Consider the following 12,582-nt stretch of genomic DNA (forward strand, 5'->3'; position numbering starts at 1 on the left):
CCCTACTGACAGCACCACTCTCCATCACCACAAAAACAACAGCAGGACACATTTATGACCGCTTTCATGATCATCCATCATTGATCAGATCATGGAAATGGTGATCATCCAGAAAAATCGCGAACGTGAAATTTACTCCCTCACGCGCGCGTGGTTCCTTCCTCTGGCATGCGGGCGGGAAAGATTCTCGCGAGAAATCTCGCGCCGCGGGTTGACAACCCCGCTGAACCCAAGGTGCTATTGGCGTGCCACCAGGGCGGAACACGGCCCCCGGGGCGGGCGGGAAAAGTTTTCCGCAGCACGAGTTGACAAACCCGCGCCACCCAAGGTCACCTAGGGTCCGCCCCGGAGAACGGAACCGTTTCCCGGGGGTGCGGAAAAAGGTTCACGGGGCGAGTTGACAAACCCGAGATACCCAAGCGAACCTCGGACCGCAGAAAACGGAACGACGGAATGGAAAGGGGGAAATTCCCGTGAATACATGCGCACACCGCGCAGAAGAACAGAGTGGCGACCGGGCGCCCCCGGTCGAGTGATGCGGCCGGCCGGAAGACGGTCATCTTCCGACCGGCCCCACCTACAACGACCGCGCCCGCCGCAAGGTGTGGAGCCCGATGACGGGCGCGGTTCCCACACAACCAACGAAGTGGAGTGTGCTGTGAGCACGAGTATGCCTTACAAGACAGGGATCACCGTCACCCCCGCCAACATCGACAAGCTGCACGACCAGGGAACCGCCGGTTGCCTGGTCTGGGACGAGGCGACCTCCTGGGTCCACGCGGTCAGCGGCGACAAGGCCCCGGCCCCCTCTCACATGATCATCACGGGCCGCAGCGGGCTGAAGCACCTGGCCCGGGACCTCAAGGAGCAGGGACGACCGGCCACCGATGAGGAACTCGCCCGGGACCTGACCGACATCGCCAACGACCAGCTCACCGACTGGCCCGGCATCCGCGCGATGAACCTCCAGGTGCAGGGGCTGCGCGAGGCGCTGATCGGAGCCCGGGTCTATCTGGATGCCGCCCCGACCTTCGAGATCGAGGCCGGGGGACTGCCGCGGATGACGGACTACTACCGGCGCACCCACACCGGCATCACCGCGTGCGTCACGGTCACCTTCGGCTACCTGGAGGCGACCCGGATCACCGTGTGCGCCCCGGGCGAGGTCCCCCGGCCGGTCGCGGACCTGACGGTCAGCGCCGCGGGCACCTTCAAGGCCCACAAGGTCCACCGGCTGATCGCCGCCGCGGTCGACGGCGCCCTGGACCTGGACCTGTAGCCACCTACCGCGTCACCGGGGCCGCCCCTTGCGAGGGGCGGGGGCGGCCCCCTTCTTCCCGAACCACTGCCGAGCCTGTGTTCGGCATGCCCGAAAAGGAACCGCATTCTCGTGATCGATCTGAACCTGACCCGTCTCCTGGCCGCCGAGGTCACGTCTGAGGACCTGCTCGCCCTGGCCGGAACGGGCCCTGGCGCCGTGATCGTCCCCGATGCCGACAGCAGCGGGTACGCCGTCGCCCGCGCCGAGCACCTGGACTGGAACCGGCGCCGGATCTTCATCTACGGGTACGGCGACCTGTGCCTGGACCTGGCCCTGCGCCACCGCGACCTGACCGGGGCCGCCGCCGCACTGACCCGGACGGCACGCGCCGACCTCCCGGGCTGGGTCGACCGCACCCGGTGGGCGACCTCCCTGGTGTGGCGGGTGCGCGAGGACCTGCACCGGCACGGCCTGCACCTCAACGCCCGGCCCCAGTTCAGCACCACCGAGGACGGCGGGCTGCGCACCGACGACACCTTCACCTGGCGCGAGGACCGCAGGGTCGCCGTCACCCTGTGCACCGTCCAGCGCCAATCGCACAGCCTCCTGGCGGTCCTGGACCTGTACTGCGCAGGCCGCCACGTGACCGGCTGGTCCGAGCGCATCACCCGCACCAGCGGCGTGCCCCGGTTCGCCGGTCTGGCCGGGGAGCGGGCCCGTCTGCACCTGGACCTGCGCGACTGACCGCCCACCAGGGCCGCCCTTGCGAGGGGCGGGGCGGCCCCACCACCCGACCCGTTACCCGCGCCGTGCCCGGTGTTCGGCGCGCCCACAGAAAGGGACATTCCGTGTACGACGAGGAACCCGACGTGACGATCTCCGACTGGTTCACCCACGCCCGCATCACCTCGGGGATGCTGCGCGCCCTGGACAGGATCGGACCCGGCGGCGTGATCATCGCCGACCTGTTCCGGCAGGACTACCGGGTCACCCACGCCCAGACCCTGGCCCCGGACCAGAACCGCACCCACTTCATCGTGTACGGCCACCACGACCTGACCTGGGACCTGCGCGCGTTCCGCTGGGACTACGGGGAGCGGGCCTGGGAGGAGTTGGTCGCGGCGGTGGACTGCACCGCCATCGACTGCATGGACGACCAGCTCGACAACATCGCCGCCACCGGCTATGTCGTCACCCGCATGCGCCATCACCTGCGCCGCTACGACCTCGACCTGACCGCCGTCCCGCACTACCGGGACAAGCGCCTGCGCCCCGGCGGCCCGACCGCCACACGGCGGACGGTCACCGACCGGTACGCCTACCGGGCCGCACCCAGCATCACGGTCACGGTCACCAGCCCGGTGGACGAGACGACCGGAGCGCTCTCCCTGATCAGGATCACCGACCGGGGACGGCACGTGAGTGGGTGGCCCGCTCGGATGCGCAACCAGTTCACCGCCGCGCACCACGCCCACCGGGTGAGCGAGGCGATCCAGGCCTACCTGCGCCGCACCCGCACCTGACACCCCCGGGGCCGCCCCGCACAGGGGCGGGACGGCCCCGACACCCGGCACCCCCGTAGCGCCGAGTCTCGGCTCGGCATGCCCGAAAGGACGCATCCCATGGCTTTCACCCCGCCCTATGACAGGTTCTCCGACGCGGAGATCACGGTGGACCTGCTCGACGACCTAGCTGCCCGGGGACCGGGAGGGTTGATCAGGGTCGCCTACCGCGAGGCCGACTATGCGGTGACCCACTCCCGGCACGAGGACTGGCGGCGCCCCACCGTGGTCGTCTACGGCCACGGCGACCTCGTCTCGGACCTGGTCCACTACCGCGGGGACCTGGAGGAGATCGCCGCCGCGCTCACCGACCACGCCCGCGACGAGACGACCCGGTGGATCGGCCAGAACCTGCACACCTGCCGCCTGCACAAAAAGCTCCGACAGCACCTCAACACGCTCGGCTGGTACATGGACCGGCGCCCCCGGTACAAGACCGGCGAGGACGAGACCCGCTACGTCACCGACCTCCTCACCTGGCGCAACGACCGAAGGTTCACCCTCGCCCTGCGCAGCGCCCGGCGCCGCCCTGAGGACCTCGACGTGACCGTGGACCTGCACTACCAGGACCGGCACCTGACCACCTGGACCGAAACGCTCACCTACGACACCCCAGATCCCCGGTTCACCCGGCTTCTGAAGGACCAGGCCCGTTCGGCCCCGGACACCCGCGCCTGACCCCCGGGGCCGCCCCGCGAGGGGCGGGGCGGCCCCGGGCGACCAACCCGAACCCGCAGAAAGGAACACGTTCACCATGACCACCACCGCTGCTCCGCACCGGTCTGCCGAGCACACCCGCGCCCTGATCCTGGCCGCCCTCACCCACACCTCCGGCCCCGTCACGGTCTCCGCGCTGGCGGAGGAGACCGGGCTGGGCACCTCCACCCTGTCCAAGCACCTCAACACGCTGGGGAAGGAGAAGAAGGCGGTGCGCACCCAGGGCGGGCGCGAGGGGAACAAGCGGCTGCCCGACACCTGGCACGCCGCCCCCGCACCGGCGCCCGCCTCCCCGCAGGAGACCGCCAAGTCCGCCCCGGCCACCTCGTCCCCGGAGGACCCGGCCCCCTCCCAGACGAAAGCGGAGAAGGACAGTCCCGCTCCGGGTAACGGCGACCTGCCCCGCAAGGCGGCGACCGCCGAACCCGCCACCTCGGAGGCGGTGTTCATCGAGGTCGGCGCGCCCAACCCGGTCAGCGGGTCTCCCCGGCTCGCACCCGGAGAACTCAAGGTGATGGTCAAGGCCCTCCTGGACACCTCCCCCGAGGAGGAGTTCACCGCCACCGAGATCAGCCACCTCCTGGGCGGGCGGTCCATCGGCGCGATCCAGAACAACCTCGCCCGCCTGGCCAAGGAGGGGCGCGCGGCGCAGACCGGCGACAAGCCCCGTCGCTACCGCTCGGCCAAGACCGGCAGCTGACCCGCCACCCCGGGGGTGCGGGCCCGAACCAGCCCGCACCCCCATCTCGCTAATACCCCTGGGAGGTATGAGAAGTGTTCATCATGAACCCCTACTGGGACCCCTGCCCCGGATGGGGAACCGCCCTGTTCCTGGCCGGAGCGTGCGTCCTGGTCACCCTCGCCGGAACGGTGGCGCGCACCGCCCGGCTCCTGGACCGCTACTACGTGCAAGGTGACTGGCCCGGCATGGTCCACCACTCCGAGCGCGGACCCGGCACCCTGTGCGGCCACTGCGGACACCACCTGACCGCCCACGACCGCACCACCGGCCGCTGCTGCCACGGCCTGCCCCTGGACCGGCTCGCCGCCATCATCGCCCTCCCGATGCCGCTGATCCTGCGCAGCCTCGTGCAGCAGGCGGGCTGCCCCTGCCGGATCGAACACCGGCGCACCTGACCTCTACCGACGACCGGGTGAAGCCCCGGGACCCGCACCAGCCTCGTGCTGGTGCGGGTCCCGGGGCTTCAGCTTTCTTTCCCGCGAGGTGTCGCATCCCCACCCCTGGCCGACTTCCTCAAGGGCGTCACAACAAAGAAGGAGGAGGGACCCTTTGGGAGAGAAGCCGACCTCGTGGCCCGACACCCCGGGCAGGCCGCCGCTGGCGGTGTGGTCCTGCGGCACCCATGACCACGACACCGAGCAGCGCCTCGTTCCTACCCGGTTGGCCGACCGGTTGGTGGTCGAGTACACCCGCTCCGGACAGGCGGTCGCGGACCTGACCGGCACGCTGACCGTCGCCAGCGCGGCCCTTCAGATTGGGCGCGCCGCCACACCCACCACGACCGGCAACAACGAAGAACCGGGCGAGGAGAGCTCGGAGAAGGTGGGATGGGCCGACCTCGCTGTCCTGCACGTACCCGCCCCCTCCGAACGGGTCCGGCCCGAAGGAGCGTCGGTACGGGCGCGGTTGCTGTTCGCCGCGACCGTGACCCGCCCCGGCGGAATCGTCGCCGTGATCACCGGCCTGGACCACACCCGGACCGGGGCCCTGATCGACCCGGCCCCGGCGGTGGTACGCGCCGCTGCCTGCGCGAACCTGGTCTACCTCCAGCACGTCATCGCGCTGACCGCGCCGATCTGCCAGGGCGGGCTCGGGACCACCGTCCCCGTCCGTGGCCAGGACGACGACTCCGGTTTGGGCTGGTGGGAGAACGACCCCGAGGTGGAGGAGGTGGGGTTGCCGCCGTCGGTGGCCGAGGCCGCGGTGACCGTCACCTCGCCCGCGCACCTGAACATCAGCGTGTTCCGGCTGCGCAGGTCGGCGCACCGCCCCGACGCCGGCCGCTCCGGGGAGGTGGCGGCCTGATGCACCACGAGAACAACGAGGGTTCCGTCTCATCCTCGGCTCCGCGCGTGTCCACGTCGGGAAGGTCGGTGTGGGAGACCGGCCAACAGCAGGCCGCCCGCCAAAGGGGCAACCGGTACTCGCGCCTATCCCTGGAGCACCCCGCGCGCATGCTTCCGGCCATCGCCGCACACGCCATCGCCACCTACACCCGTCCCGGTGATGTGGTGCTGGACCCTATGTGCGGGATAGGCACCACCCTGGTCGAAGCCGCCCACCAGGACCGCCGGGCGGTCGGGATCGAGCTGGAGCCCAAGTGGGCGTCCATCGCCCGGCTGAACCTGGAGACCGCCGCAGTGCAGGGCGCGACCGGGTCAGGCGAGGTGCACACCGGCGACGCCGCCGAGATCGCCGCACGCCTGGCCAAGACCGCGCTCGCAGGGCGGGTGCGGCTGGTAATCACCTCCCCGCCGTACGGGTCGATGACCCACGGCCAGGTCCGTTCCCGTCGCGACGGCGCGGACACGGTGGAGAAGACCGCCTACACCTACTCCCGGGACCGCGACCGGCGCGCCGCCAACCTCGCCTACCAACGGCCGCAAGCGCTCGCGGACTCGTTCGCCCGGATCATGGCGGCCTGCCGGGACCTGCTCGCGCCCGATGGGGTCGTGGTGGTGACCACTCGCCCCTTCCGCAAGGACGGGAAGCTCATCGACTTCCCCGGACAGATCACCCAAGCGTGCCAGGAGGCGGGGCTGGTGCAGATCGACCGGTGCGCCGCCCTGCTGTGCGCGGTCCGCGACGGCGAGGTGGTGGGACGGACCTCGTTCTTCCAGCTTGTCGAGGTGCGCAGGCTCCGCAAGGGCGGAGTACCGGTGCACGTGGTCCAGCACGAGGACGCCTTGGTGTTCACCAACCCGAGCACGCAGAAGAACAAGGAGCGGGAGGTGCGTGCCGCGTGAACACCCCGGACCCCGACCAGACCTCCGAGCCCGAGACGGGAAAGACCAGCATGCCGTTCACCGACACCGCCGGACCCGCGTTGCGTTCCCGGATCATCGCCGACCTGCGAGCCTTGGCGGACTTCCTGGCTGAGAACCCGGACCTGCCTGTCAGCCAGTACACGACGCTGGACATCACCTATTTCCCGCACACCACCACCGACACCGACGCCTTCGCCGAGGTCGCCCACGTGGGGGCCCTGTTGAAGCGGATCCCGGCGTGGGAGGGCGACCACTACATGGTCGAACACCAGCACGGGGCGGCCCGGTACCGGGCGGTCGCCATCCCTGAGCGGGTCAGGGCCGCCCACCGGGCCTGGGCCACGTACACCGGGCACGTCCGACCCGACTGATACCGGCCGGGTAGGGCGGTCGGGGCCGTGTGGGGCGCTGTGGTGCCCCACACGGCCCCACGCCCCCGGACAGGGCCCACGGGGGCCGTCCGGGGGTGTTCAGGGCCGCAGCGGCCGCACAGGCCCGCAAGCGGCATCGGGCCCGGTATCGGCCCAGGTGGGGAGGTGGAGGAGACATCCGTTGGGATTTTTCGATGATCCGCTTGCAATGCTCGCCGAGGTCGAGCGTGGATACGTGGTGCCCCGCGATCGGCGGGGCCGCGCACCGTGTGCGACCAGGGAAAACGAGGTCGGGAACGAGGTGGATGAGGTGAACAGAACCGTGCCAGTGCTGGCCGAGGTCGGTGCCCTGCCCGTGTGGGTCACGCCTGCACACGCGGGGCGGTTGCTCGGGATGAGCCGCACCACCGTCTACCGCCACCTCAACCACGGGACCTTCCCGGTCCCGGTCTACAAGGTGGGCCGCCACTGGCGGATCCCCACCGCTGGTCTCCTTGTTTTCCTCGGCCTGTCCACAACCTGTGGATGCGGTGCGCGCACCACTACCCCGGAGGAGAACGAGGACCGGTGAGCACCGTACGCGAAGGCTCCACCTTCAAACGCTGCACCTGCCGCCACCCCGACACCCACACACCCGTCGGGGCGCGCTGCCCCAAGCTGCGGCGCCGCAACGGCACCTGGAGCTCCACCCACGGCCGGTGGGGCTACCAGATCGAACTCCCTCCCACCGCCGACGGCAAACGCCGCCAGGCCCGCAAGGTCGGCCTGGCATCCCAGGAGGATGCTCTGACGGAGCTCGCCCACATCAAGATCCTGCTCGAAACCGCCCACGGCGACGAACCCGAAACGCTGGTGCGGGTCGCCGACCTCATCCAGACCGCCCTGCGCGCCCGCACACCCCTACCGAACGTTGAGGAAGTGAGGCGGCGGATCAACCTCGGTGTGGACGTGCGCACCACCGTCCCCACGGTGGCGGAGTGGTTGACCGAGTGGTTGAAGGGCAAGCCCGGGCTGGCCGAGGGCACCCGTTCCTCCTATGCCGGGCACCTGCGTAACCACCTCATCCCCCACCTGGGGCAGTTGGCGTTGAACAAGCTCCAGGCCCGCCACGTCGAGGCCATGTTCGCCACGATCGAGGAGAACAACGAGCACGTCCTGGAATGCCGCGAATCCTCCGACCCGCAGGTGCGCGCCCAGGTCAAAGGAAAAAGGGTCACCTCGCTGTCCACCAAGCACCGCATCCGCGCCACCTTGCGCAGCGCCCTGTCGGATGCGGTCCGCTCACCCGAACTGCCCATCACGGTGAACGTCGCCTCCCACGCCCGACTCCCGTCTTGCCCGAGGAAAAAGCCCCTGGTGTGGACCACCGACCGGGTGACGAAGTGGCATAAGGACGGCACCGTCCCCGGTGAGGTCATGGTCTGGACGCCTGACCAAACCACCGCGTTTCTCACCCACGCCCGCAAATACCCCTGGCTCTACGCCCTGTTCCACCTCATCGCCATCAAAGGGCTCCGACGCGGCGAAGCGGTCGGGCTCCCCTGGCGGAACGTGCGACTCACCGATGGACAGGTCGATATCACCACCCAAATCGTGCAGGTGGGGTGGAAGACCATCACGAGTACCCCGAAAAGCGATGCGGGTTCTCGCACCATCACCTTGGATGCCACGACCGTGCGGGTGTTGAAGCGGTGGCGCCGCCACCAGTTGGAGACCAAACTCGCCGCCGGAAAGGACTGGGTGAACAGCGGTTTGGTGTTCACCCGCGAGAACGGCGAGGGGTGGCATCCGGCGGAGGTCACCGACTGGTTCAACCGCATCGGCAGGGCGGCGGACCTGCCCCCGATCGGGTTGCACGGGCTGCGCCACGGAGCCGCCTCCACCGCCCTGGCCGCCGGCGTCGACGTCAAGGTGGTCTCCGCCGAACTCGGCCACGCCACCACCCACTTCACCCAGGACACGTACCAGACCGTGTTCCCCGACGTCGCCAAAGCCGCCGCCGAAGCCACCGCCGCGATGTTCACCGCCAACCGTGCCCCTGCAACACGCTGACGCACCACAACACGCCAGGGCCCTGCACCGTTGCAGGGCCCTTCGGCGTCCGCACCAACAGGGAAAACGCCCGGGGGGCGAACAGCGGCCACGCCGGGGGCGACCCGCCCGCTGGGTTGTGTCAGAGGGCTCAACGCCACAGCAGCACGCTTGTTGAACGGCGGGAGAACGTCACCAACTGCCACAGCATCTGTCACCAGTTTTCCGAGGGGCTGGAGGAACCCGAACGAACCCCAGCTCGGCAGCACCTGAACAGGCAGGACTGCCGAGCTGCAGGGCGTACAGGGGCAGTCAGTAGTAGGCGCCCACAGCCGTCAGGTACAGGGCACAGACGGTTCCGGCGGCACTCGCACCGACCAGAAGAGCACTGGCGGGGCGAGTGCCGCCCCGCCAGGCAATGAAGGCTCCGGCGCAGCCAATGTGCACGGCCACGGACAGGGCCAAGAGCAGCGCAAGCAACTGGAGTACGGACATCAGGGTGCCTTTCTCAGGTGGAGAGGTCCGCCGGTAGGGCGGGTCGTGAGAAAAACTGCCTGTCCGGTGCCGTGTCCTGCAGCTGTCTGCCGTGAAATCAGATCAATCCTCGTCACATGGCTGCTGACAGCCGTAGACTGATCGTGTCCGGTGGGCCCCCTTCCCGGACATCGGACACCGGAAGGGCGGCGATGGGTGCGCAGCCGGACATCTTTGAGGACCTGCGCAAGGTAGGGGCGCTCAAACGCGGCCTGTTGGATCGCAAACCCTCGGACAACGCCCTGGGCAAGCACACCGACGTGCAGGCCTCTCGGGACACGGTCGGGGCCTGGCTGCGTGGGAAGCGCTTCCCCCAGCAGGTGGAACCGCTGCTGGGCGTCCTGGCGCAGATCCGCGCCGAGGCTGCCCGCCGGGATCTGCTGGATAACCCTGCGGACTCCGCCGACGACTGCACCGTCGCCGAGTTGATGGATCCCGACCGATGGCGCGCGTCCTGGGAGGCCGAACAGCGCCGCCGGATACAGGCCAACCAGGACTCCGCCCGACGCCAGAGCGCCCACGCGGCTCTGGAGAAGAACGAGCGGCGAGCCCGCCAGGCGGCTCTGGCTGACCGACCACGCCCAGTGGGCTCCTGGTCGGCGCAGCGCCTCGGAGTGCACCCGGCCATCCCAGGCCACTCCGCGGGGGCGCAGCAGAGCGACTTCGTTCTTCCCCGGTACGTGCCCCGTCCCCACGACGCCGAATTGCGCGCCCACCTGACCGCCGCGGCGGCCGAGGGGGCGCGGCCGCAGATGGTGGTGGTGCGAGGAGCATCATGCACCGGCAAGACCCGCACTGCCTACGAAGCCGTGACCGCAGCCGCGCCCAACGACTTCGATCTGCTCTTTCCCGCCGACGCCGAGGGGCTACTCGCGGCCTTGGCTGCTGACGCGGTGGGACCGCGCACCGTACTGTGGCTCAACGAAGCCCAGGAATACCTGGACGGGCCCGTAGGTGAGGCGGTCGCAGCCGCACTGCTGCGCCGCTTGGACGCTGCAGGTCCCCTCCTCGTGATCGCTACCTTGTGGCCCGAGCATGCCCAGGCCCTTACCCAGCGCCCTGCCCCGGGCACGGAGGACCAGCACAGCAACGCCCGGAAACTACTCAGCCAGGCCCGCTACATCAATGTCCCCGGATCTTTCGCTGAGCACCTGAGCGTGGCGCGTGAAGTAGCCCACCACGATTCGTCCCTGGCCGAAGCGGTGGAGAGCGGTGCAGCTGATCTCACCCAGGTGCTGGCCGCCGGCCCGGATCTGGTCGATCACTACGAGCACCCGGCCGGGCAACATGGTGTCTACGGCCAGGCGTTGATCAGCGCTGCCATGGACGCCTACCGCCTGGGTGTGACGGGGCCGCTGACATTGGACTTTCTCCAGGCGGCGGCTCCCGGTTACCTCACCGACATCGAACGCGGTGGCGCCGCCCCAGACTGGTTCGCTGGCGCTCTGGCCTACGCCTGCACGCTGGTCAAGGACACGGCCCGGCCCCTGCAGAATGTGCCCCGCTCCACGGGGATGGGGGCGCTTCCGAATGTGGTGCTCCTGACCGATTTCCTCCGGCAGCACGGTCGCCGCAGTCGCCACACCCTGTGTCCTCCCACGTCTTTTTGGGACGCGGCTATGGCCCACATGAGCGACCCGGCCGACCTCAACAGGCTGGCCCGCGCTGCCAAGTCGCGATGCCGGTACCGCCACAGCGCCCGGCTGTCCTGTGCCTCCATTGAGGCCGGGAACGTCGGAGCCACAGCGGATCTGGCCCTGTTGCGGCTGAAGGCGGGGGACCGGGAGGGGGCGGAGGGGCTTCTCCAGAGCGCTGCCGAAGCCGGGAACACCAGAGCCCTGACGGCACTGGCCCGGTTGTGGGAAAAGGCAGGGAACCGGGAGGGGGCCGAGCGACTGCTCCAGAGTGTCGCTGAAGCCGGGGACCCTCTCGTCCTCATGCATTTGTCTCGGTTGCGGGAGGAGGCCGGGGACCGAGAGGGGAGCGAGCAGCTTCTCAAGAGAGCCGCCGAAGCCGGGACCTTCGACGTCGTGACTGAGTTGGTCTGGACATGGGAGCAGGCCGAAGGCTGGGAAGTAGTCGAACAGTTCGCCCTCCAGGCCCTGGACCTTGAGAACACCCTCATAACGCAGTTAGCCCAGCTAATGGAGGGGGCCGGAGACCAAGCTCTCGGGTCCGGGGAGCCTTTCACCTTGACGGTACGGGCCCGGTTGCGGGAGGCGGCCGGGGACCGAGAGGAGGCCGAGCGGCTTCTCAAGAGCGCCGTCGAGGCCGGTGAGCCTCTCGCCCTCACACGGCTGGCCCTGCTACTGGAGGAGACCGGAAAACACCAGGAAGCCGAACTGTACGCCCATCTAGCTCTCGGGGTCGGGGATCCGCTCAGCCTCACACAGCTAGCCCTGCGACTGGAGGAGTCAGGGGACCGGGAGGGGGCCGAACGGCTTCTCAAGAGCGTCGCCGAAGCCGGACACACCAGAGCCCTGACTGAGTTAGCTCGGTTGCGGGAGGAGGCCGGAGAACACGAAGCAGCCGAACAATTCACCCTCCAAGCCCTCAACGCCGGGAGAACTTCTGCCCTGGCGGCATTGGCCCGGTTACGGGGAGGGTCACCGAAGGCGTATCAGCGCTACGGGCTGAAGCCGGACGGGGCTCTGGCCGAGTCGTGGGAGTGGCCAGAGCCGCGCACTGTGTGACAGAGAGCGAAACATTCTCTGTCACACAGGAGGCAGGAGGGCTCTACTGCCCCGGCTACAGGCCCGAGGAACTGCGTTCCCACCTCTATCACCTGAGCAATGGTGACAAGTGCTGTTGCGACCGGTGACAGGCTTCTGTCGCTCAGCGCCCAGGGCCGGAGCGACATGACAACGAACGCGGCGGAGGAGCGCGGGGCGAGGGTGCTCGGGAGGTGGGAGGCACGGTCAAGACAAAAGAGCGAGCTTCGAGCAATCGGCGGGGGCCTGGAACGAGAAAAACCCAGGACCGAGACCTTGCAAAAGGCCTCTGACCTGGGGTTTTGTGGGTAGGCCCCCAGGGGCTCGAACCCTGAACCCACGGATTAAAAGTCCGTTGCTCTGCCAATTGAGCTAGAGGCCCGTGG

General features: G+C 69.1%; 12 protein-coding genes and 1 tRNA gene. 12 read left to right on the top strand and 1 reads right to left on the bottom strand.

Annotated elements, in window-relative coordinates:
• Window positions 1-670 precede the first annotated feature (670 nt).
• The 12 genes from K1J57_RS07455 (at window position 671) to K1J57_RS07510 (ending at window position 12,178) form a co-directional block, all read left to right on the top strand.
• Entirely contained in the window at window positions 671-1,279 is a 609-nt protein-coding gene (locus K1J57_RS07455; RefSeq protein ID WP_220563723.1) for a hypothetical protein, read from the top strand.
• Window positions 1,280-1,390: 111 nt separating this feature from the next.
• Window positions 1,391-2,005 carry a hypothetical protein gene (locus tag K1J57_RS07460; RefSeq protein ID WP_220563724.1) on the top strand — a complete coding sequence of 205 codons (615 nt, stop codon included), beginning with the start codon at window positions 1,391-1,393 and terminating at the stop codon, window positions 2,003-2,005.
• 104 nt (window positions 2,006-2,109) lie between these two features.
• On the top strand, window positions 2,110-2,784 hold the full coding sequence (locus K1J57_RS07465) for a hypothetical protein (RefSeq protein ID WP_220563725.1): 675 nt from the start codon (window positions 2,110-2,112) through the stop codon (window positions 2,782-2,784).
• Window positions 2,785-2,883: 99 nt separating this feature from the next.
• The gene (locus K1J57_RS07470; protein WP_220563726.1) at window positions 2,884-3,501 is read left to right on the top strand and encodes a hypothetical protein; all 618 of its coding nucleotides are present in this window, start codon (window positions 2,884-2,886) and stop codon (window positions 3,499-3,501) included.
• A gap of 76 nt (window positions 3,502-3,577) precedes the next feature.
• A complete protein-coding gene (locus K1J57_RS07475) occupies window positions 3,578-4,240 on the top strand; it encodes a helix-turn-helix transcriptional regulator (RefSeq protein ID WP_220563727.1) in 663 nt (220 codons plus the stop codon).
• Between the two features lie 83 nt (window positions 4,241-4,323).
• Window positions 4,324-4,677: a hypothetical protein gene (locus K1J57_RS07480; protein ID WP_220563728.1), complete on the top strand. Its 354-nt coding sequence runs from the start codon at window positions 4,324-4,326 to the stop codon at window positions 4,675-4,677.
• A 154-nt stretch (window positions 4,678-4,831) separates the two neighbouring features.
• Window positions 4,832-5,587 carry a hypothetical protein gene (locus K1J57_RS07485; RefSeq protein WP_255646889.1) on the top strand — a complete coding sequence of 252 codons (756 nt, stop codon included), beginning with the start codon at window positions 4,832-4,834 and terminating at the stop codon, window positions 5,585-5,587.
• Between the two features lie 47 nt (window positions 5,588-5,634).
• On the top strand, window positions 5,635-6,528 hold the full coding sequence (locus K1J57_RS07490) for a DNA methyltransferase (RefSeq protein ID WP_255646890.1): 894 nt from the start codon (window positions 5,635-5,637) through the stop codon (window positions 6,526-6,528).
• Window positions 6,525-6,920, top strand: coding sequence for a hypothetical protein (locus K1J57_RS07495; RefSeq protein WP_220563730.1), 396 nt, complete (start codon window positions 6,525-6,527; stop codon window positions 6,918-6,920). Before K1J57_RS07490 ends, K1J57_RS07495 begins: the two co-directional genes overlap by 4 nt.
• A gap of 310 nt (window positions 6,921-7,230) precedes the next feature.
• Complete coding sequence (locus tag K1J57_RS07500; protein ID WP_255646891.1) at window positions 7,231-7,491, top strand: helix-turn-helix domain-containing protein; 261 nt, start codon at window positions 7,231-7,233, stop codon at window positions 7,489-7,491.
• On the top strand, window positions 7,446-8,972 hold the full coding sequence (locus K1J57_RS07505) for a site-specific integrase (RefSeq protein WP_220563731.1): 1,527 nt from the start codon (window positions 7,446-7,448) through the stop codon (window positions 8,970-8,972). Before K1J57_RS07500 ends, K1J57_RS07505 begins: the two co-directional genes overlap by 46 nt.
• Window positions 8,973-9,562: 590 nt before the next feature.
• Entirely contained in the window at window positions 9,563-12,178 is a 2,616-nt protein-coding gene (locus K1J57_RS07510; protein WP_220563732.1) for a hypothetical protein, read from the top strand.
• Between the two features lie 327 nt (window positions 12,179-12,505).
• On the opposite strand, the gene K1J57_RS07515 is transcribed toward K1J57_RS07510, so the two are convergent.
• Window positions 12,506-12,578: transfer RNA gene (locus K1J57_RS07515), tRNA-Lys, on the bottom strand.
• Window positions 12,579-12,582: the final 4 nt, after the last annotated feature.

This window comes from Nocardiopsis sp. MT53, from assembly GCF_019598965.1.
In the GTDB taxonomy this organism is placed as follows: Bacteria; Actinomycetota; Actinomycetes; order Streptosporangiales; family Streptosporangiaceae; genus Nocardiopsis; species Nocardiopsis changdeensis.

What these genes read in the sequence shown, in the direction of transcription:
- K1J57_RS07470 (WP_220563726.1), top strand. Translation starts at nt 2,884, where the DNA reads ATGGCTTTCACCCCGCCCTATGACAGGTTCTCCGACGCGGAGATCACG.
- K1J57_RS07510 (WP_220563732.1), top strand. Translation starts at nt 9,563, where the DNA reads ATGGCTGCTGACAGCCGTAGACTGATCGTGTCCGGTGGGCCCCCTTCC.
- K1J57_RS07475 (WP_220563727.1), top strand. Translation starts at nt 3,578, where the DNA reads ATGACCACCACCGCTGCTCCGCACCGGTCTGCCGAGCACACCCGCGCC.
- K1J57_RS07505 (WP_220563731.1), top strand. Translation starts at nt 7,446, where the DNA reads ATGCGGTGCGCGCACCACTACCCCGGAGGAGAACGAGGACCGGTGAGC.
- K1J57_RS07480 (WP_220563728.1), top strand. Translation starts at nt 4,324, where the DNA reads ATGAACCCCTACTGGGACCCCTGCCCCGGATGGGGAACCGCCCTGTTC.
- K1J57_RS07455 (WP_220563723.1), top strand. Translation starts at nt 671, where the DNA reads ATGCCTTACAAGACAGGGATCACCGTCACCCCCGCCAACATCGACAAG.